The organism is Bacteroidia bacterium (assembly GCA_026932145.1).
Classification (GTDB): Bacteria; Bacteroidota; Bacteroidia; order J057; family JAIXKT01; genus JAIXKT01.
On the sequence record JAIXKT010000003.1, the window covers coordinates 32,931 to 55,311 of the forward strand.

Annotated in this window: 17 protein-coding genes; 12 read left to right on the forward strand and 5 right to left on the reverse strand. The window is 38.3% G+C overall.

Features of this window, described 5'->3' with window-relative positions; genetic code table 11:
- Window positions 1-879, forward strand: an 879-nt coding sequence (locus LC115_00980) for an IS5 family transposase (GenBank protein MCZ2355254.1), incomplete at its 5' end; no start/stop codon positions are given.
- Window positions 880-1,084: 205 nt separating this feature from the next.
- On the opposite strand, the gene LC115_00985 is transcribed toward LC115_00980, so the two are convergent.
- Entirely contained in the window at window positions 1,085-3,553 is a 2,469-nt protein-coding gene (locus LC115_00985; protein ID MCZ2355255.1) for a penicillin acylase family protein, read from the reverse strand.
- A 150-nt stretch (window positions 3,554-3,703) separates the two neighbouring features.
- On the opposite strand from LC115_00985, the gene LC115_00990 reads away from it, so the two are divergent.
- On the forward strand, window positions 3,704-6,466 hold the full coding sequence (locus LC115_00990) for a T9SS type A sorting domain-containing protein (GenBank protein ID MCZ2355256.1): 2,763 nt from the start codon (window positions 3,704-3,706) through the stop codon (window positions 6,464-6,466).
- 10 nt (window positions 6,467-6,476) lie between these two features.
- Here the strand turns inward: LC115_00990 and LC115_00995 are convergent, their stop codons facing one another.
- On the reverse strand, window positions 6,477-7,802 hold the full coding sequence (locus tag LC115_00995; GenBank protein ID MCZ2355257.1) for a cbb3-type cytochrome c oxidase subunit I: 1,326 nt from the start codon (window positions 7,800-7,802) through the stop codon (window positions 6,477-6,479).
- A 180-nt stretch (window positions 7,803-7,982) separates the two neighbouring features.
- Between LC115_00995 and LC115_01000 the strand changes: the two genes are divergently transcribed.
- The gene (locus LC115_01000; GenBank protein ID MCZ2355258.1) at window positions 7,983-8,369 is read left to right on the forward strand and encodes a hypothetical protein; all 387 of its coding nucleotides are present in this window, start codon (window positions 7,983-7,985) and stop codon (window positions 8,367-8,369) included.
- Window positions 8,369-9,322: a hypothetical protein gene (locus LC115_01005; GenBank protein MCZ2355259.1), complete on the forward strand. Its 954-nt coding sequence runs from the start codon at window positions 8,369-8,371 to the stop codon at window positions 9,320-9,322. The genes LC115_01000 and LC115_01005 overlap by 1 nt, the downstream gene beginning before the upstream one ends.
- Window positions 9,323-9,380: 58 nt before the next feature.
- Here the strand turns inward: LC115_01005 and LC115_01010 are convergent, their stop codons facing one another.
- Window positions 9,381-9,971 (reverse strand): hypothetical protein, encoded by a 591-nt coding sequence (locus tag LC115_01010; GenBank protein MCZ2355260.1) that lies wholly within the window; start codon window positions 9,969-9,971, stop codon window positions 9,381-9,383.
- 122 nt (window positions 9,972-10,093) lie between these two features.
- On the opposite strand from LC115_01010, the gene LC115_01015 reads away from it, so the two are divergent.
- The 3 genes from LC115_01015 to LC115_01025 all read left to right on the forward strand — a co-directional run bounded on the left by LC115_01015 (window position 10,094) and on the right by LC115_01025 (window position 14,939).
- On the forward strand, window positions 10,094-10,681 hold the full coding sequence (locus LC115_01015) for a hypothetical protein (GenBank protein ID MCZ2355261.1): 588 nt from the start codon (window positions 10,094-10,096) through the stop codon (window positions 10,679-10,681).
- 3 nt (window positions 10,682-10,684) lie between these two features.
- Window positions 10,685-11,437: a hypothetical protein gene (locus tag LC115_01020; GenBank protein ID MCZ2355262.1), complete on the forward strand. Its 753-nt coding sequence runs from the start codon at window positions 10,685-10,687 to the stop codon at window positions 11,435-11,437.
- Between the two features lie 73 nt (window positions 11,438-11,510).
- The gene (locus LC115_01025) at window positions 11,511-14,939 is read left to right on the forward strand and encodes a hypothetical protein (GenBank protein ID MCZ2355263.1); all 3,429 of its coding nucleotides are present in this window, start codon (window positions 11,511-11,513) and stop codon (window positions 14,937-14,939) included.
- A 2-nt stretch (window positions 14,940-14,941) separates the two neighbouring features.
- Here LC115_01025 and LC115_01030 read toward each other — a convergent pair whose 3' ends face one another.
- Entirely contained in the window at window positions 14,942-17,275 is a 2,334-nt protein-coding gene (locus tag LC115_01030) for an MMPL family transporter (protein MCZ2355264.1), read from the reverse strand.
- A 271-nt stretch (window positions 17,276-17,546) separates the two neighbouring features.
- On the opposite strand from LC115_01030, the gene LC115_01035 reads away from it, so the two are divergent.
- The 5 genes from LC115_01035 to LC115_01055 all read left to right on the forward strand — a co-directional run bounded on the left by LC115_01035 (window position 17,547) and on the right by LC115_01055 (window position 22,120).
- Window positions 17,547-18,638 carry a bifunctional 3-deoxy-7-phosphoheptulonate synthase/chorismate mutase type II gene (locus tag LC115_01035; GenBank protein ID MCZ2355265.1) on the forward strand — a complete coding sequence of 364 codons (1,092 nt, stop codon included), beginning with the start codon at window positions 17,547-17,549 and terminating at the stop codon, window positions 18,636-18,638.
- Window positions 18,635-19,708, forward strand: a complete 1,074-nt coding sequence (gene aroB / locus LC115_01040) for a 3-dehydroquinate synthase (GenBank protein ID MCZ2355266.1) — start codon at window positions 18,635-18,637, stop codon at window positions 19,706-19,708. The genes LC115_01035 and aroB overlap by 4 nt, the downstream gene beginning before the upstream one ends.
- Window positions 19,709-19,710: 2 nt before the next feature.
- Window positions 19,711-20,742, forward strand: a complete 1,032-nt coding sequence (locus LC115_01045; GenBank protein ID MCZ2355267.1) for a hypothetical protein — start codon at window positions 19,711-19,713, stop codon at window positions 20,740-20,742.
- 120 nt (window positions 20,743-20,862) lie between these two features.
- The gene (locus tag LC115_01050) at window positions 20,863-21,021 is read left to right on the forward strand and encodes an NAD-dependent epimerase/dehydratase family protein (protein MCZ2355268.1); all 159 of its coding nucleotides are present in this window, start codon (window positions 20,863-20,865) and stop codon (window positions 21,019-21,021) included.
- 10 nt (window positions 21,022-21,031) lie between these two features.
- Window positions 21,032-22,120, forward strand: coding sequence for a glycosyltransferase family 4 protein (locus LC115_01055; GenBank protein MCZ2355269.1), 1,089 nt, complete (start codon window positions 21,032-21,034; stop codon window positions 22,118-22,120).
- A gap of 40 nt (window positions 22,121-22,160) precedes the next feature.
- Here LC115_01055 and LC115_01060 read toward each other — a convergent pair.
- Window positions 22,161-22,381, reverse strand: a 221-nt coding sequence (locus tag LC115_01060; GenBank protein MCZ2355270.1) for a hypothetical protein, incomplete at its 5' end; no start/stop codon positions are given.

Consider the following 22,381-nt stretch of genomic DNA (forward strand, 5'->3'; position numbering starts at 1 on the left):
GACAGAGACATAGAAGACAGGACCAACACCGATTTAAGCTGGATGACCTTCGTTGGGCTGAGTCTTGAAGACGAAGTACCCGACCACAGCACCCTGTGCCGCTTCCGCAACGAACTGGCAGGAAGCAATGCCTACGACTTGCTGTTGCAAGAACTTAACCAACAGCTTGATAAACATGCTATTACGGTAAAATCCGGCTGCATAATAGATGCCTCCATTACCGACAGCCCCCGCAAACCCACCGGAAAACCCACCTACGAAATTGCCGAAGACAGAAAAGAAAACGAACAAACGGAAGAAGCTATACAAACACAAACGGCTGAATTAAAGCTTGTTAAAGTAAATCAACCTGGCGTGGACGACGAAGCCCGCTGGCTCAAAAAAGGCAAAGAAACCCGCTTTGGCTACAAAAAACACGTTATTACCGACGGCAACGGATTGGTCCTTGCCCTGGAGACCACACCCGCCAACGTCCATGACCATAACCACTTTAACACATTGATAACCAAGGCACAAGTTCCCCCAAAAGTCGCCATCTATGCCGACAAAGCCTACAAATCCAAAGCCCATACCACCTACCTCAAAGCGAAGGGACTTAAAGATAGAGTGTGTTATAAAGCAGTGAAAAACAAACCCTTAACAAAATTACAACTCAAATTCAACCAACTCTGCGGCAAACACCGCTACAAAATAGAGCGCACCTTTGCCGGCACCAAAAGCTGGTTCGGCGGCGGCACCGCCCGCTATGTGGGCATCGCCAAAACCCACGCCCAGCACGCCCTGGAAGCAATTGCATACAACCTGTATAGGTTACCTAAGCTATTAGTAAACAATATGTTAACACCAAAAACGGCACCACCTCAAATGCAGCTATTTTAAGCCTGTAGGCCCAAAATACGCCCAATTGGTAAAAATGAGGCGAAAAAGGGGCAAAAACATAAAAAATGAAACCCCACACCCACAAAAAAAGACGTAAAATGTAAAAAAACTCCCCAAAAAATCAAAATTTATTTTGAACGGGAGAAAATTTGGGCTTTTTTAAAGATTTAGAGGTTATGCAACACGCTCAGGTATTTTATTACCCTTACGGGCTATATGTTTCGAGCGTAGGCTTTTGATTTTGAATGCTATCGGTGGGCTTTTTCAAGAAGAATAATGGGGAGAGATTTCCCTGTGTCCATGTTGGGATAAAGTTGTCATAATAATAGCTTCCGGGGTTTCCGGATTGGCCGCCGGGGTAAGTGCCGAAAGCATTGATAGTTGGGCCAAGTGCAACGACCATTCTCCATGAGGGGCCGGTGCGTTCCGTTATCGCATTAACGATGCCGACTCCGCCGCCTACTTCTAAATTCATTTCACCAAAGCCGGGTAGCCGCGCAATATGCAAAATATCAGTACTCTTGTAATTTGCCCAACGCCAAGTATTGGAAATGGGCTTTCCATATCTACTGACTAAGGTATCATAGGTCTGGATCAAACTAAGCCTGATAATTTCACTGCAAACTTCTTTATGAGGAGTATTCACATTGTCAAACCATCTGGCAGATGTATCATTTAGGATAAACTGAGCAGTTCTATCTCGGGTAGGGTAACGCATGGTTTCAGCGCCAAGTTCATCGTCCCAAATATTGATAGTTAGCTGTTTCCACCAATGGGCAAAGATTGTGGTCGGTATAGATGCTGCGTGATTAAAATAGTTCCAATTATTCAGTGAATCTAACAGCAATTTTGCCCCTTCGGGCAAATCTTTTTCTGCCCGCATATAGGTTAGTAATGTTGGCAAAACCGTTTTTGCGTGATAATTAAAGTTATCTGTTTGTAAATTACGGAAGCTATCTGGGGTAACGTTGTTCATAGCCCGCAAACGGTCGTTGATGCGCATCCCCCGTTCAAAAGACTCAAAAGACCATTCCAAGTAGTATGGATAATCCGGCCCAGCCGGAAATTGGTTTGCAGAACTTAAAAAGCCTCTTTCAGGATTAAGCGTATGCGGATTATGGCTTTGTGGAATATATTGGTTCCAATCATAAGCAGGGTTTGACCCATCAGAGATATATTTTCCTTGTTCTTTCCAGCGCAGCACATATTTTCCGTTGCTCCACAAGGCTATATTGTGCTGGTCAGCATAGACAAAGTTTTGTGCCGGGCAAGCATAAGATTTGAGTGCCTCTAAGTAATCTGTGTAATTATGTGCATTGTTTAACCGGTAAAACGTTAATACTTCATTAGAACCTTGGTGCGCTATCCACTTAAAAGCATGCCAATTTGGAATATTTCCGGCTACTGGATTTATATCTGAATCTTTAGCCAAAATAGGGCCATGATGCGTTTCATAAATTGTATCTAAAACCGGTGGCTTGTTGCGAACCAAAATTGTATCTATTCTGACTTTTACAGGTTTCCATTGATTATCATGCCAATAGTTTTTTCGAGTAGAATCTTTAAAGGTGATTGCATATAGATCTACAACATCTGGGGCAACGTTGGTAACCCCCCAAGCTATGGAATCATTAAAGCCTATAATGATGCCCGGTGCTCCCGGCAGTGATACTCCATACACATTAGAAATCGGAAGGGTTAATTGGCATTCGTACCAAATTGAAGGTAGGTTTAAAGAAAGATGCGGGTCATTAGCCAAAATAGGATGGCCTGTAGCAGACTTACTGCCGCTAACAACCCAGTTATTGCTCCCCTTAACAGACTTATCCATAGCGGAATTAATAATGGTTTCATCTGTTCTCTTGCCGGATTTGGTAGTAGTATTTGGGTTATGGTTAAAAGAGTCATTAGGAACTTCCGGAATAGGCAGTGGTTCAAAATCCCATTTTTCCCGTTTGGGATGAATCGGCTCCATGATTTTGGGATAATTTGGAAATAAATTTTCGGCTACTTCTTTGCCATATTTTTGTGCTACACCACTAAGTAAATGGTCTTCCGGCTCACCGGATAAATCATAAGCCATGTATTTTAGCAATAATGCACATTTTAAAGGTGTCCAAGGTTCTGGTGCGTAATCTAATATTTTGTATTCTACCGGATAATTTGCCGGTTTTAGAGCGTTGATATATGTATTAACACCCTCAGTATAAGCCAATAAAATATCCCTTGTAACGGGATTTGCCATTACGGAATCTAAGGTATGCTGTGCGCCGGTTACCATTCCGTAGCGTCTGCGGAACTTATCAAAAGAAATAGCTTTTTCACCGATGACTTCCGAGATTCTTCCGGCGGCTGCGTAGGTTTGAAATTCCATCTGCCAGAGCCTAAAACGAGCGTGTAAGTATCCTTGCATAAACATTAAATCATGCCTGTTTCCGGCAAAAATATGCGGCACAAGACGGTCATCAAACACAACTTGAACACCACTCTTTAGAGCAGAGAGGTTTATTCGTGCTTCTTGAGCGGGGTTTTCGGTTTCAATATTTCGCCAAAATCCAGAATACGGTGAAAATAAATTCCCTATCGGAGGCACCATACCCCATTTTTTTCCTAATAAAACAATTAACACTATCGTAACCAGCCCAAGAATTACAGGACGAATTTTCTTTCGCATATATGCAAAGGTAGTAAATTGAGTACTTGTTGCAACCCAAGCATAAATTTTGTCTTACCTACGCGCAATATTGATATAACGACATAAGACTTGTACTGCTTAAATTTAATTTCAGGTAAATATTTCCCAAAAACATCCTAACTTCGGGGCATGACAAATCGTGCGTTATTGCTATTTTATGTGGTCATTATATCTGGCTTCTACTCGGGATTAGTTGTTTGGAGTACTTCAGATAATTTGGCTAATAAACCGACTAAACGGGAATATTCTTATTCTTCAGGAGGGCTTTCTGAGAATTTGGGAGAACGTCATCTTCAGATTTGGAAGCAATTACGAGACCCTAAGACTGGAACAATTCCCCGTAATATACGTTCTTTGGAGTTACGTTTTGCGCAAACTTTACCGAAACGGGATAACAAGGTAGCCGATTTTGTATGGCAAAGTCGAGGCCCTTGGAACGTTGGTGGCAGAACTCGCGCCTTAGCAATGGACGTTACCAACGAAAACACGTTAATAGCAGGGGGCGTTTCCGGCGGCATATGGAAATCAATAGATGCCGGGCAAAGCTGGGAGAAGATAACCCAAGCTGACCAACATCCGGGGGTTTCCTGTTTGGTTCAAGATACCAGACTCGGCAAAACGAATATTTGGTATTATGGAACCGGTGAAGCCTACGGAAACTCAGCCTCCGCAAGCGGTGCTTATTTCTTAGGGCAAGGTGTCTTTAAATCCACCGATAATGGAGCCTCATGGTCAGTTTTATCCAGCACAACATCAGCAAATACAACTACTTTTGACCAAACTTGGGACTTAGTCTGGAATATCCAAATTGACCCATCCAACACAACCGAAGATGAAGTATATGCTGCTACTTATGGGTCAATTTTCAGAAGCATTAATGGTGGCGCATCATGGTCATTGGTACGCGGAAGTGCCTTTAATAGATTTTCTTACTTTACAGACGTAGCCGTAACTTCTACCGGTGTTGTTTATGCTGCATTAAGTAGTGATGGCTTACAAAAAGGCGTTTGGCGTTCTACGGACGGCGTAAATTGGACTAATATCTTGCCGGCAAATTTTCCCGCAGATTATGAACGTATTGTGATTGGAATAGACCCTAACCGAGAAGACGTAGTCTGGTTCTTAGCCCATACTCCAAATTACGGGCAAAAAACAACCAATTTTGAAGGAGATGAAGAATATAACAGTCTTTGGAAATATACCTACCTAAGCGGCAATGGTTCTGGTAATGAAGGAATTTGGGAAGAACGTTCTGCCGCTTTACCTGATAATGGAGGGCAATTTGGTAATTTTAACGCACAAGGCGGCTATAACTTTTTCGTTAAGGTAATGCAGGGAGATACCAATATGGTTTTTGTGGGTGGAACAAATTTATTCCGTTCTACAGATGCCTTTAAAACCAAAAGTTTAGTACAGCACTGCGGTGGCTACAAACCCGGTACAGTTATGCCGTATTTCGAGTTGTATCCAAACCAGCACCCTGACCAGCACGGAATTATATTCAGCCCCAGTAATAAAAAAGTAGCCTATTCCAATGCAGACGGCGGGCTTTACAAAACAAATGACATTACAGCCAGCCCTTCTATCACTTGGGAAAGCCTAAATCGCGGCTACATTACGTGCCAGCTATACACGATAGCTGTTAATCATCAAAAACATGGGGATAAAACTATTATTGGCGGATACCAAGATAACGGTTCATGGTGGGGTAATCAAGCCTCTCCTACTGCCGTTTGGACAATGCCTTCTTCCGGAGACGGATCCTATTGCTACATCCTAAATGATGGACAAGAATGTTATTTCTCCCGTCAGCAAGGAAAGATGCTTCGTATGAACGTTAATAATCAAGGACAAGCAACCGGCTGGGTACGAATTGACCCGGCCGGAGGCAGCGGGTATCAATTCATAAATCCATTTGTATTGAACCCACAAAATGAACGTCAAATTTACTTAGCTGGAGGCAAACAACTTTGGTTTAATTCTGATGTCAGCCAAATCCCAATGAATAATACGTGGGATTCTACCACCATAAACTGGCAAAAAGTTGGAGATACATTAGTAACCGGAAAATATTCTGCTATTGGAGTTGATCCCCAAACACCAACCCGAGTTTACGCAGGAACAGACGAAGGGCAGCTTTTTAGGATCGAAAATGCACAATCTACAAACCCAACTATTGCGGAAATTACAGATAGTAACTTCCCATTTCCGGGATACATTAACTGCATTGCCATAGACCCTAAAAATCCTGATAATTTGATGATTGTATTCACAAATTATGGTGCTCTCAGTCTGTTTTACTCTACTGATAAGGGAAATACATGGACATCCGTAGGCGGTAATTTAGAGCAAAACCCCAACGGTAGCGGAAACGGCCCTTCATGCCGCTGGGTAACCATTGCGCAGGTAGATACAAGCCTTTGGTACTTTGTGGGCACAAGCACCGGCCTATATTCTACCAACACTTTAAATGGATCAGCTACAACATGGGTTCAGGAGGGGCAAGACGTGATAGGAAATACCGTTGTGGTTATGATGGACTACCGCCCCAGCGATGGCTATTTTGTAGTGGCTACACATGGCAGCGGAATCTTTGAAACCAATTTACCGGTAACTGTTTCCAGAGAAAATCTAAACTCAAAACTCCATAGCCAGCTTTACCCAAATCCGGCAACAAACTATACAAACCTAACTTGGGAAGGAATAAACAACATTCCGGTAACAATTATCTTACGTGATGCTTTAGGGAAAACTATTTGGCAAACCCAACACTTGGGAACGGGGCATCAACAAATCAAAATCCCACTAACTAATTGTTCCTCTGGAAATTACAAAATATCTTTACAGCAAAATGGGATTATCGAGACACACCAACTTGTTGTTATTCCATAGACAGTTAATTTTATGGCTGCGAAAGGATATTTTTACCTTTTGCACGAATTGCACGGATATAATCTGTTAGTAAATAATATGCTAACACTTCAAAAGCTATCATCATAACTAAGCCGGAAATAGACGCTAAGCCGAAGTAAGGTCTTAGCTGCTCCATCATTGTACTGAATGCACTTCGGTTTTCAGATAGCTGCCAAAATCCCTTTTGGATTCCGGCAATATTCAAAGAAAGCCAGAATACCAACAGCGAAACTTGTAGTGTATAAAACGTTATGTTGAGTAGTTTATGCTGATTATATGTTTTATTTTCCGTAAAAAAGAAGAAAGTAGCCATTAAAATCATCGAATTAATGCCAATGGTTGTTCCCATAGCGTGAGCAACAGTTATATGCGTTCCATGTGTGTAGATATTAAGTGCTGGGATAGACATCAAAAGCGCCTGAAACATATTCAAAAACACCCAAAATTCAGAGGCGATGATAAATCTATACGATATTAAATGATGGTTTTTTTGGTATTCTAATAAGGATTTTTTCCATGTATAGATAATTTTCAGGAAGAAAACCCATTCGGTCATACTCACTAAATAGCCGGTGTATTTTACATAATTTTGGGTAGGCAGCGTATAAACGTGGTGTCCCCAATTAAACATCAAATTAAATAGCCCTAAAAAATACATCACAAAAGCGATTCGGCTGTTTCCATTATTATTGTTTCCGCTTATTTTATCTGTTATATAAAATGCTGTTCCATAAAGCAGTTGATTCCAAGCTCCTACAAGAGAGCCATTTACCTTCCACTGGATAGTCATATCGGTAGGTAAATGTTCCCTAAAAAAGGGGAAAATCCACAAGTAGTTTTCTGCAAAAATGATAGCAAAGAAAATAGCTCCTGTCATCCACATCCAGACATAAACTGGCCAACGCGGAATTTTAAGCGCAACTTTAAAAAAGTTAAAAATAAAAATACCCCAAGCTAAAGCAATAAACAAAGCTAAAACCGGCGGAAACTCCCAATACTCTCGCCCCCCAAATTTTCCCCCAAAATAGGAAATATAAATAGCTGCAAGCCCAACAACATACAGAATCCATTGAAGCAAAATAAGTTGTGAAGATAATCCCTTCCCACTACTTAAATCACTCAAAGCCATGTACACACAACCCGTAGCCCCAAGTAGTATCCAAAACAAAATAGAAGAAACATGCAAAGGGCGTAAACTGGAAAAGTCAAGAGCGACTTTTAAATCTGGATATAGATATAGTAATGATGACCAAAAACCAAAAAATAAGCCTAACACTAATATGGTTAATGCAGTAATGATGAATACACGACTCATTTTATTTGAACGATGCAAAGTACCGAAAAAATGATACGCTAAATACTTTTTAGATAATCGTAATTTCTCGCTTAGATTAATTAGACCCCAATAAAACTTAATTTAAAGATTGGCGCAACGTGATTGATTATGAACTAAAAAATGTATCTTTACACTATCGTTGTTTTAACTTAAAAAATCATGAAACGTATTAGTAATAAGTTACTTATAAAAAGTAATTCATTTGTATTTTTACTATCTATGTTAGCTTTTCAGCTATTATTTTCCTCTTGTACCAAAAAAGAAACAGCCGATATTGCCGTAGCTACTCCGTTAGAGTTTGTTTCTTTGTCAGCAAATAAAACGATTGCTGAAAATAGCGAGGAGATAACCATTACAGCAACCGCAAAAGGAGATAACCTGCAATATATTTGGGAGTCTCCAACAGCAACCTTATTGGGAAAAGGTTCTCAAATTATTTTTATTGGCTCTACCTGCTGCGCCAAAGAAAATGACGTAAAATGCACTATCAAAGACTCTCATAACAATACCGCTTCTAAGACGATTTTAATTGTAATCAAGGGCTAATGCGTTTCGTTATCGGGATTATATTCTTTATTTCAGGAACTTACTCCGTTGTTTTGGGGCAATGTTGCTCACCCGGGAATCCGGTAGCAGGTAGTGCAAACCTTGGCGTAGTCGGGAAAAAAAAACTGCGCGTTATCTCATTTTTTCGGAATAGCTACTCAGACCAATACTACGAGGGAGCTAAAAAATCTGACTATCGTCTCCTAAAACGGGCTGGCTTTAACTACTTAGGAGCTATTTTGGGCTACGGAATTACACCAAAATTAACCGCAGAAATCGAAGCGGGTTATTTTATCCAAAAATATCAAGTTTATAATCTTTCCGAAGAATACCGTTTAAACGGAAGAGGCTTTGCTTCCGGGGTCATCTCGGGAAAATATAATGTTTTCAGTAATTTTGAAAAAGGGTGGGAAATCACATTAGGTGCCGGCGCAAAGGTTCCCTTTTCACAAAATCCTATTTCCGAAGACAACGTACTGTTACCCCAAGAGTTACAACCCACATCCGGCGCATTTGGAGGGGTTACGCACCTGTTTACCAGTAAATCTTTTTTAGATAAAACCGTTTGGCTTATTTTGTTGAATAGAAGTGAATTTAACGGCGCAAATCCCCAAAAATATCGCTATGGAAATAGCTCAACCACAAGCCTTGTAGCGTCCAAAAGATTTAAAGACAAACTCGCCTTATTATTAGCACTACGCCACGAATACAGGGACTTTGACAAACGTAACGATATTACCCAAACTTCAACTGGCGGAAACTATCTGTTTTTAACGCCACAAATCAACTATAATCTTTTTGACTGGAATGTTTCGTGCCTTTTTGATTTACCGGTTTACCGAAAAGTAAACGGAAGACAATTAGCTGGCAAATATGCTTTTTCTATAACTTTATTAAAGAGTTTTTGCCTATCCAGAGTAGAAAAAACCAAACCCGAAAACAAGAATAAATAAACGTAACATTTCGCATTTATCCTTACTCTCGGGTTTGTAACAAGAGAAAAAGGTTTTTTTAAAAATCTCCGTCAACGTCCCCTTTTGATTTGACCACGGGTTGCCTTACACCGACCATCAAGCTAGAAAATTCAAATGCTTTCCAAACGCCTTTGTCATTTTGCTTCAGTGTAATCGGTCTGGCAGAGTCAGCTCCGGTTGACCATACAAATACTTTTGTTTTACCGTCATCTGTCTTGGCAGTCCTTTCTATTTTAATTTTCAAAGCACCCGCCGGTAGCGTATAACCGCTTTCATTGCTCGTCCCTTGAACATAAGAATTTGGAATATGCTTACGGGAGTCTAACTGCTTTAATAAAAAGTCATTAGAAGATGTTAAGTTGTAACCTTTATATCCTGAGTTTGATTGCTGAAGTTGGTTCATATCCGTTTGGATAATCACACACTCTCTGCCCATTGCCGGGTTTTGTGCATACAATATAGAAGCTACGATAAAAGCGGCCGCTCCACCCTCAGGTGTCTGAGCAATCCCGTCTCTAAACTTAATAAACTCCTCGGTTGAGGTAGGGAGCTTATCTACAGAAATTACTTTCTGGGCATTTGCTGATAAGTCAACTAACATAATGAATAAAAAAAATAACTTTTTCATGATTTAATAAAACTTTCGCCAACATGGCACACGGCAAATCTAATGATATAATTCTAACAAAACAAATTTTTAACCATAGAAAAAATTTAGCATTGTTTTTTATTAACTTCGCAACATTGTTCATGCTTCGCCGTACTATTTTGTTTTTGATGAATTGGCATTTTTATTTGGGCAGTCTGTTAATTTCAGGGTTAGTTTTATCCGGTTGCAGTTTGTTTTCGGATTCATCAAAGCCGAATGTTACAGGGTATAGGCCACAATATATTTCTGCTGCAGATTTATACAAAATCGAAATTAAACCTGCCGAAACGATTCAGAAACCGGGTAAAATATTACTCTGGGGTAAATATCTATTTATCAATGATATTGGAAGAGGTTTTCATGTTGTTGATAACCGAAATCCGGAAGTCCCTCAGAATTTACGGTTTGTTTCTGTGCCGGCAAGTTCAGAATTAACTATAAAAGATGGTTTTTTGTTTGTTAATAATGCTGATAAGTTAGCTGTTTTTGACGTAAGTAATTTACCGGAAGTAAGTTTGGTTCGTGAAGTTCCAAATGTATTTGCCCAGCATCGCCTTCCGGCCACTCCCACAGCATATCCGCGCTTATCCCAAAATGGCCCTACTTACTTTGAATGCCCCGACTCCTCCAAAGGAACAATTACCGGCTGGATTGCCGTTAGTATGGAAAAACCTAAATGCAGCTTTTAAGCCATGAAACAATTATTTAACTATCTTGTTTTTATAGGGTTAGCATTATTTCTGTCCTGTGGTAGCGACAAACAAGGTGATGTTGGAGTTAATTCACCATCAGGCATAAATGGCTCTACCTCTGCATTTACCGTTGTTGGAAATTATTTATACATATTAGACGGCCAAAATTTACAAGTTTGGAACGTCAGCACACCTTCCCAACCAACGTTAGTAACTGTTTTTCAGACAGCTACTTCTAATCCAGAAACTATTTTTGGGGCAGATTCTTTGCTTCTTGTGGGTACACGGTCTGGAGTTATTTTTTATAGCTTAGCAAATCCCGAAAATCCCGTCTGGCTTTCTACCTATTCTCATATAACCTCCTGCGACCCGGTAGTGGCGCAAGGAAGATATGCCTACTTGACATTGCGAACCGGAACCCCTTGCCAACGCGGAATAAATCTATTTGAAATCGTAGATTTCTCTAATCTACAATCCCCCATCAGTGCTTTTAGCATAAATATGAATAACCCAAAAGGATTGGCTGTAAACGGAAACTACGCTTATGTATGTGAAAATCAAGGCATTCAGGTAATTAATGTTGCTAACCCACAAAACGCTTCTCTCTTAAATCGCTTTGGAGCATTTGATGGCAGTGATGTGATTTTTTATGATAACAAATTAATAATCACAGCAAAAGATGGAATTTATCAATATGATGTTTCTAACATTAACACTCCTATTCAGCTAAGCCGGTTATTATATTCTTTGTAGTTTTAGTCTGATTTTGCTTCGTTTCTTAAAAGTCTTTTTACTTATTTTTCTCACCCTTTGCTTGGGAGTAAGTTTGTTTTTTACTTTCGGGCTAAAAAAAATCAGTGAACATTATCTAAGTGAATTGTTTCGTTCTAATACTACAATAGATTCATACTCAATTAATTGGCTTAATTTTCCAACAGTTATATTTTTTTTTGATAATTTAACAGTTGCCGGAACATTAAAGCAAAATCCGGATTCGGTGTTGGCTGCCCGTAGAGTTACATTAAAGTTAGATTGTAAACAATTTTTGGCCGGTTGGGACACAATTACCATTGATAAGATTCAGGCAGACTCAATGAACCTACAATTAAAGGTTGATAATCAAGGGAATAAAAACTTCCAATTATTTCAGCCGTATTCACCCAACCAACATTCGCCGGGACTTATTCGTGTAAAGCAATGTATTTTCTTAAAAACACATCTTAATTATCAGTTTTTTTCCAAAAATCGAAATTATCATTTTGATTTAGATTCAGCTAATTTAAGCTATGATATTTACAAACACGATATTGACTTTGTAATCAATACATACGGAAAAATTGATTCTTTACAAGAAGACGAAACTGCATTTCTGCATAATCAACCTGTCCAAATTGACCTTCAATTTAATTACAGAAAACGAGATAAAAATTTAACTTTTAAGAAAGGAAATGTTTGGATTTCGTCCATTCTATTTGAGGTATTTGGAAGTTTTTTAACCGGAAAAGAACGTTATTACAACTTGGATTTTCAGGTAAAATCTATTCAGTTTAGCAAATTACTAAGCCTTTTGCCCCGAAAAGTTACCGAACAATTAGACTTTTTTGAAGCAAAAGGAGATTTTAAAATATCCGGAAAAATACACGGCAAAGACGACTTGGTGCTAAACCCCTATACAGAACTTTCTGTTCAATGTAAAGATGCTAAGTTATTAGATTCCAAGAAGAAAGAGATTTTATATGATTTTTCTTTTGATATGCGCTATGATAACGGAACAACCCACAATGCAGCCGGGTCGATGCTAACAATTAACGCTAACACTCACTTTAACAGTAAGTTACCATTTAATTTATGGCTAAAAATTACCCGATTTGAGCAAATGTTTGCTGATATTTCCGTGCAGGGCATTATTCCTTTTAAACCATTCGCTAATTTGATTTTTCAAAATCAAATTTTAAGTGCTTCTGGGTTAGCAAAAATTAATTTTACAGGGCAAGCCCCGCTGAAATACATTGCCAAATTGGACTCCCTACACTTACTCAAAACGTCCGGAAATTTAGAACTTAATGATATTGAAATTGTTGGCTTTTTAAATCCCAATATTGATATATCTTTGCCTTATGGCCAGCTTAATTTTTCTGATAATAAATTAGTATGCAATAAGTTAAATCTAACTATTAACCACCAAAAGTTTTATTTTGCAGGAAGTTGTGAAAACTTTTTGCCCTACTTTACAGGAAATACGGCTTACTTAGCTACACAATTCAAGTTAGAAACTCCCTCATTATCAGTTGATTCATTATTAAATATTAAGAACATTTCTTTTAGTCGAAAAAAAGTCAAAAGAGCTAAATCTACTGTTTTTTCGATTCCCAATCGGGTTTTATTGCGCGGAAGTGTCAATGCTAACCAGCTAAGTTTCAAGCAGTATCACTTAGACCAGCTATCCCTTTCTACCACAATTGATAGCGGCCAAAAAGTATCTCTACATTTATTTCTAAAACAACAAAATGATTCTATCTTACTAACTTCTAACCTTTTACAATCTTCAGAACAAATTAGCTTTAAGGGTTCAGCTAAAATAATTGTTCAGGATATTAGCCAAACTTATAGTTTTTGGGCTTCTAAACGACCCCAAAAATCAAAAAAAGTATTTAGTTTTCAACAAGATCTTAATTTTTGGGGGAATTTTTCGGGTGATTTAAAAAAGAAAAATGCTAATTCATTGAACCTTTTTGTGCAAGGGTTAGACGGAGTTTTAAACCATCCGAACCCTAAGTTTTCACTCAAAGACATTCATTTTGAAACAGAGATAACTGATAAAATGCTGAATAAAAGCAGTTTACAAGGAATAACTATTCGTAATATTGGAGCTGTTATAGATGACCATTTGCTTAGTGCTTCGGTTAAGGTGCAAAATTTTGAGAATCCTACGCTATCCTTAGATCTTAGTGCCAATTTGTCTTTACCGGCGATTATGGCTCACCTGCCTAAGCTGCCCATAGAAGCGGTGCGTGGGAAAATCAACTTTGGCTTGTCTGCAACATTTCCGATGACCCACCTCGCACATTTTGACTCCTTGATGTATATCAACAGTAGCGGGTTTGTAACCATAGATTCCATAAGTTTTACATTGATTTCCAATAAATTACGATTTAAAAATATCTGTAGCCGAATTGGGTTTGATGCAAATTCAACCCAAATAGAGCAAATTTATGGCAAAATTGGCACTTGCTCTTTTAGAGGAAAGGCAAATACAAAAGAGTTATTACCTTATATTTTCCTGAAAAACAAGGAGTTGGTTGCGTCTTTATCTTTTTATGGAGATACACTTAACCTGCAAGAATTATTAGCTCAAGATAATCAAAAACCGGAAAAGGGGCTGGCCTTTGGCTTCCCTGACCTGCTGAATTTAAGCGGAGATTTCTCTTTTCAATCTATTTATTATGAAAAGTTCAGGCTAAATAATCCGGCAGCAAAAGTTATTGTTAATCAGCAACTTCTAACAATTGATACGATTCATGCCGGCATTTGTAACGGTCAAATAAATGGAAAATTATCTGTAAATACAGCCTCTAAAAAAGTAGGATTTGTCAAAGGAAATGCTATTATAGAAAAAGTAGATTTGCAAAAATTATTTTATTCTTTGAATAATTTTAGCCAAGAGTTTATCACTGACAAAAACTTATCCGGCAAGCTAACGGCTCATATAACTTACGAAGATTCAGTTCCTTATGATTTCAAAACTGATTTTATGGATCAAAAGGCCATCATTTCAGTAAATATTCAAGAGGGAAAATTGGATAGCTTTTCGCTTTTAAACAAATTATCTCCATTTGTCAGTAAGGATATTCTCAAGCATACTCGTTTTACGATGCAAGCAGATTCGATGCTGATAAATCAACGCATTGTTTATATTCCCAAACTTAATATTTATTCAAATCTAATCAATTTAGCTTTAAGTGGTTATCAAACCTATGATTTAGATATGAACTACTTTGTTTGGTTTGAGCGAGTTAAGCGGCGTAGAGAAATGAAGGAAAAACTACAGATTACGCCTCATTTTTTAAAAACTATTTTAACTTTTAAAATTACCGGAAGTTATCCAAATATTCGATTCAAGTATGATATGTCATTAGCTTGGAAGCGAATTTGGAATCGTGAATCAATCTACAAACATGGTAAAAGATTGAAATTAAGGAACACCGACTCAAATAAGTTAGACTTTAGTAATTACGGTGATTTTGATAGCGATTAAGTTTAGTCGTCTGTTTCTTCTATGAGGCCACCTTCATGAGCCTTTTGCTTAGTGTCAAATGCAAGTAACAAAGAGGGAAGTAATAACAGGTTGGTAAACAGAGCGATAAATAATGTTGCGCTTGTTAAAAGCCCTAAGGCGCGGGTGCCGCCAAAAACAGACGGAGTAAACAAAATAAAACCGGTAAATAACACCGTAGAAGTGTAAATAATGCTCATTCCGGTTGATTTTAAGCATAAAGTAACTGACTCGCTGGGAGATAATCCTTTTTTTCGTTGATGCCTATATGCTGCTAAAAAATGTATCGAATTATCTATGGCTATACCGAAAGCAATGCCGTAAATCAAGGCCGTAGTAGGTTTTAAAGGAATGCCGGCAAAGCCCATCACTCCGGCTGTTATTAGCAAGGGAATCATATTGGGAACCAAACTTATCCACATAATTCGGAAAGAGAAGAATAACAAGTACATCAAAACGGCATTAATGGCAAAAGTTCCCACTAAACTCCATGCTAAGTTATTCACTAAGTAATCATTTGCTTTTACAAATAAAGTCGTTGTGCCGGTTATAGAAACAGTTGGGCTTTTGGGGTTTTCGGGGGGGAAAATTGTATCTATTTCTTTTTTTAGAGAGTCTAACAAGGTTTTCATTTGGTCTGAGCCGATGTCTTGAATACTTCCGGTTATCCGGGTAGTTCGCTGGGTAGAATCCACTAAGGTTCGGAGCACTTGTTTGTTTTGTTTTTTCGAGAAGTCCGTTATGAAGCTGAGTTCTTCTTGGGACGGCATAGCATATTGGTCTGGTTCTCCGCCAAAATAGGCCATTCGGCTCCATTTCATTGCATCTGCAATACTTAATGTACGAGATATTTCCGGGTAGCTTGCTAATCTGGTTTGTAATTCGTCTATCTTCCGGATAACGGATATTTTGTGCAACCCTTTTTCTTTTTTGGTATCTATAACGATTTCAAAAGGCATTACTCCGTGAAAACTTTTTTCCATTATATGTAAATCAGTTACTACGGAGGCTTCTTCCGGTAAATCATCTACAATATGAGCAATAGATTTCAGAGAATACATCCCGAATCCGGCTATTGAGCAAAGTAAAATTGTTATGGCAAAGATAGCTTTATGATGTTTCTGAGCCAAATTGTTCAAAATATTGATAAAATGGGCAATAAAGGGGGATTCTAAATGACGAAGTGTTTTTTCTGTGGGTGCCGGCATACTCCCAAATAAACCAGGTAAAATAATGATAGACAGTAAATAAGTGATAATTGATGCCCAAAATGCTACAATCCCAAATTCTTGTAACACACGCACATTGGTATAATATAAAGTTAAAAACCCAAAAGCCGTGTTGGCATTAATCATAAACGTTACCAAGCCCAACTTATGAATCATACTTCTGATGGCCTCTAACTTATTTCCTATTTTTATATACTCAATATGATAGTCAGAAAGCATATAAATGCAGTTAGGAATAGCGATGATTACAATTAAAGGAGGCAATAAGCCCGTAAGAATGTTGATTTTGTATCCAAAGAGTCCGGTTAGGCCGGCAGTCCAGATTGCAGTTATCCCTAAAAGCACTAAGGGAAAAATGAGCGAAGCTCCAAATCTGTAAAAGGCTAAAAAGGCTATCGTAGAAAATAAAAAGGCTAATCCCAAAAAAATCCCCAATTCTCGAGGAAGGATGCGCATCATATAGGTACGCACATAAGGTAATCCAGTAAAATGGGGTGTCAAATTATTTCTACCGGCAAAGACACGTAGCGAATCCTCCGCCTCCCGCATCAAAATATGCTTTAGCTTAGTATTTAACGCAGAGTCACTAAACGTAATAGCAAAAAGTGCCACATCATAGGAGTCGTTAAAGACCAAGTCTCTATAAAATGGCTGACTTTTAATTACTTGTAATACAGAATCAGCCTCTTGTTGTGAATTTAACAGCTTGCTGGTAATGGGTTTTACCACAAAAGACCGAGCACTATCATCCCTTAATAGTAGCGGTAAATGTGTGTAATTTAATACCCGAGTTACTCCTGAACGGGTTTTTAATAGCTCACTTAGCTGGTATAAATCGTTAAATGTCTTTAAATTAGAGTGTGTTTTTCCCGCAAGCCCAACTAATAATGTATTTCCATCCTCCCCAAAAACTTCACGAAAATGAGTATAAACAACATAATCAGGGTCATCCGCCGGTACAACTTTGATAAATTCCTGATTAAACTCCAGCCGAAAGATAAAGTACGATATTCCAGCGGTAGCAATTCCGACCAAGACAAATGCCCACTTTCTAAACCGTATAATTGCTTCCGCTATAGAATCCCACATACAAGTCTTGCAAAGGTAAAGTCTTTTTATCTATTGTTGGCCACAAAGGTTCATTTTTTTGGATGCTACCAATGAAGGCAAATATCTATACATCATTAGATAGCTACTGAAAATCAAATCTTTACAAAAATCCTTATGATAATTAGCAGCTAAAATGAGGCAGTAAAGCCTTGAAAGATTGTGTTTTTTTAGGGTAAATTTCCGGCAAAAGCCTTAACTTTGAAGTTAATTTAACTTGGTAGAATATATCGCCTAAAAGAGTTATTTGTAGATGGAAGAATTTTTGGATTTGAAGGCAATAGGTTTTCAGGAGCCTTTTGTGATTGCTGGCCCCTGCAGCGCAGAAGCAGAAAATCAGTTGTTAGACGTTGCGCATGACTTAGTTAATGTTCCGTATGTGCAGATGTTTCGAGCCGGAATATGGAAACCCAGAACACGCCCCAGTAATTTTGAAGGAGTAGGCGTACCGGGCTTAGCTTGGTTAAAACGAATCAAAGAAGAAACCGGCCTGCAAATTATCACCGAAATAGCTTATCCTGAACATATTGAATCCGTTTTAAATATTGGTATTGATGCTATATGGCTTGGAGCCAGAACCACTACCAGCCCGTTTGCCGTTGAAGAAATAGCCCAAGCCCTCCAAGGTGTAAATATTCCTGTATTTGTAAAAAATCCCATTAATCCTGATATATCTCTCTGGATAGGTGCTTTTGAACGGCTACAAAGAGCTGGCGTTAGAAAACTTATCGGAATACATCGCGGCTTCTCTACACTCCGAAAAACCCCTTTTAGGTATGACCCAAGCTGGGAAATTGTGATTGAACTCAAACGCTTATTTCCTAAACTTCCTATTTTGTGCGACCCAAGCCACATAGCAGGAAATGCAGCACTGATACCCGCTATCTGCCAACGCGCTTTTGACCTTGAATACAACGGCTTGATGATAGAAGTACACCAAAATCCACAATGCGCATGGAGCGATTCTAACCAGCAAATTACCCCCAAAATGCTCCAAGAAATGCTCCAAAACTTGGTGTTCAGAAGCGCAAACCCAGATATTATCGCCCAAAACGATTTACTCGGCTGGCGCACCATGATTGACCATATTGATACCCAACTCTTAGAGCTGCTTCAGCAACGCCTCCAATTTATCAGACAAGTAGCTCGCTATAAACGAGATAACAAAATTACAGTCTTACAACTCCGCCGTTGGCAGGAAGTACTCGAATCCAGATTAAAAAAAGCCGAAGAACTCAATATAAACGTTCATTTCGTTCAAAACGTAATGCAAATTATTCATGAACATTCCCTTGAAATCCATCAAGAAGAAATGATATTTGAACATATTGACTCTTCTTTATGAGGCAGTTAGCACCCAAACTTACCTATCCTGTTTTTTTAATAGATGACTTATCAGAACTATTAAGTTGGATTAAAGAGCAACCATTTTCCGGAATTCGTATTTTGGCCGATGAAAATACGGCACAATTTTGTGTACCTAAATTCCACAGAAAATTTGCTGATAATGAACAATTTAAAATCATTTCTGGAGAGCATAACAAGACCTTAGAAGCCTGCGTTCCAGTTTGGACTTGGTTAGGAGATACACTAACAAGCCGCAATCATTGCTTGCTAAACGTTGGTGGTGGCGTTGTAGGAGATTTAGGGGGCTTTGTAGCAGCTACCTTTAAACGTGGAGTTCCGTTTATTCAGGTTCCCACAACGTTATTGGCTATGGTAGATGCCTCCGTAGGCGGAAAAGTAGGGATAGACTTCCGCCACTACAAAAATCAAATTGGTGCATTTGCGCATCCAAAATCAGTATTTATATTTCCCGGATTTTTAGAAACCCTTCCCATTCGAGAACTGCGTGCCGGCCTTGCCGAAATCATCAAACATCATTTAATTGCCGATAAAGACGCTTTCTTTAACCTGATAGAAACTCCCGAAGAAGAAATAAACCTCATTCAACTTATAGAGCATTCTATCAAAACAAAAGCATCTATCGTTTTACAAGACGAGCAAGAACAGTCTATTCGTAAAGTGCTAAACTTGGGGCACACAGTTGGCCACGCACTTGAATCATACTTTTTGGCACATCATCCGGAACAATCGTTATTGCATGGAGAAGCCGTTGCAGTTGGAATAATTGCAGAAGCATATCTTGCTTATGTGATGAAGTTAATATCACCAACCGAGTTAGACAATATCGTTTCGTTGATTTTACGATACTTTGTTATTCCCGTATGGCAAAGTTTTGAGGATGAGGATATTATTCAACTGATGTATCATGATAAAAAAAACAAATCTCATACAATCTTGTTTGTGTTATTGGATGGTTTAGGAAAAGCCCGAATAGATATTCCGGTGGAGAAGTGGTTGATTATGGAATCCCTTAGATTTGCACAAAGTCTTCGTGAGTCTGAACAATAAATATGGCGTTAATATCCAGAAAAAAACGTACTTACCGGATTACTTTACCATTTATGCGCTATCTGCGCCAGTATGGGCGTGTCCGTTCATTACCGGTTAAATACGCAAGTTTACTGCGTTATACTTCATCTATCAGCTTATATGATAAGTCCGGGCAAGATACTTTATGGTCAACTGTTTTTTATCCGGAGCAGGAAATGTATGAAATCCATGACGGGCTGCGCAGAATGTATGCTATCCTGAAAAATAATGGTGATGAATCACTGGTTAGGCATTTGTATGTAGATAGAATTGATGTCTGCGATTATGGAAATACAACGCCTTTTAGAATCAGGATTGTAAACCGGTTTAATGAAAACTTTGATTATTATTACGTAAAACGCGCAGATGCCTCCCGAGTTTATGGCTTAGAGTTAGAAGACTTACTTTCCCCTAACCGAATTAACTACGTAGTGCATGATGAAGATACACTCATTGAAGAACATATCGCCGGAATCCCGGGAGAAATATTTATCAAACAATATCTTTCTGATAAATACTTAGATACCGTTCGCTTAACAAAAGAGTTTATTAAGTTTAATGAGCGTTGTTTTATTCGGCTTTTAGGAGATATGCACTCTAACAATTTTGTGGTAGATATTACGCCGGATTTTGAAGAAACTAATTATCGGCTGCGTTCAATAGATTTTGACCAGCAATGCTACGAAGGAAAAAAGAATGTCTATTTACCTCAATTCTTCAAACAAAACAATCCTATTATCTTTTTAGGGATGAATTTTTTAACTCCTGAAGTGGTACGACAGTATCAAAACGAAGAGAGAACGGTTATGCGGTACCGCATACGCACACAGCGTTATCGCTTAAAGGATTTATTGGACGTTATGGTTCAAGAAGAATTAGCTCCGGCGGAAAATATCCTTCAATTGGGGCGGGAACTCTCTTTGCATTACCAAGATGACCGTTTTACCCAATGCAGCACTATGGGGCAAATCCTAAAACTATCACTTAAAGTTTTACTCAAAGCCAAGCACTGAGTTCGTAGCCATTTTGGGTACTACCATACTTTTAAAAACCTCTTAGAAAGCTAAAATATAGCTTTAACTTAGTGCAGTTAGGCTGACTTTTTTCTATTTTTGCGGCCATTCAGGTTCAGAATGTCAGTTTCCTTAGTTACCGGAGGTACAGAATTTATTGGAGCGTATGTTACAGACGAACTTATCCAGATGGGGCATACCGTTGTGATGTTAGATGACCTCATCGGCAGGTTTATAGGAAACGCAAATCAATCAACCGCTTTATACATAGAAAATTAGTTATAAGCCTATGCCAAAAATCTTATTTATAGCTGCTCACCGCGAAAATAGATCCCCAAGCCAACGCTTCAGATTTGAACAGTATTTTGATTATTTAGCCCAAAATGGCTTTGAAATAGAGTTTTCCCCACTAATAACGGAAGCTGACGACAAAATCTTATATCAAAAAGGAAATTACTTCAAAAAATTTATACTCCTAATAAAAGCAATCATTAGACGCTTAAAAGACATAAGAAAAGCAGCTAATGCAGATGTTATCTTTATTCAGCGTGAAGCCTTTTTAACTGGAACTACTTATTTTGAGCGAAAATTCAAACAAACAGGAAAGAAAATTATCTTTGACTTTGATGATTCTATTTGGTTAAGTAATGTTTCAGAAGCCAATAAAAAATTGAATTGGCTAAAAAACGCACAAAAAACAAGCAGCATCATCGCACTTTCAGATATGATTTTTGCCGGAAACGCTTATTTAGCAACCTATGCTAAACAGTATAATAAAAATGTATTTATCGTACCAACTACTATTGATACTACTGATTATCAGCGGATTCCGAAAAAAAATAATTCTTCAAAAATCTGTATTGGCTGGAGTGGCAGTATTACCACTATCCAGCATTTTGAATTAGCTATTCCGTTTTTAACTGAGCTGAAAAAAATATATGGAGATGAAATAACCATAAAAGTAATTGGAGATGGAAACTACATCAATAAAGAATTAAATATTACAGGAATTGCTTGGATTAAAGAAAGAGAAGTTGAGGAGATATCCTCTTTCGATATTGGTATTGTGCCACAACTGGATGACGAATGGACAAGAGGTAAATGCGGTTTAAAAGGGCTACAATATATGTCTCTTGAAGTTCCAACCATCATGTCGCCAGTATGGATGAACGCAGGGATTATTCAACATGGAGAGAATGGATTTTTCGCAGCAACTACCGAAGAATGGGTAAACATCATCAGCAAATTAATAGAATCACCCGAACTAAGAGCTACAATAGGAAAAGCCGCCAGAAAAACCGCAGAAGATAGATATTCTGTAAATGCTAATAAAGATTTATATCTAAAACTGATTAATGAGTGCATAAACTCAAAATAAAATTGTGGCTTAGAAAATAAAAGTATTTACTAGTGTTATGTTAATCGTAAATTAACGGATAAAGTCTTCTGAGTTTTTGCCTTGCATCGTTTGTTGTAAATTGCCAATTGATTTTACCATTTTTGTTGTTTCTGTGTTGTTGCCAAGCCTCTACTTCGCTGACAATATTTTCTATTTTTGCGATATGCCTATTCAAACATTGATGGTTTATACGATAGTGAAAAATAAACAAGACCAATATTTTGCATATTGGATTTTTTA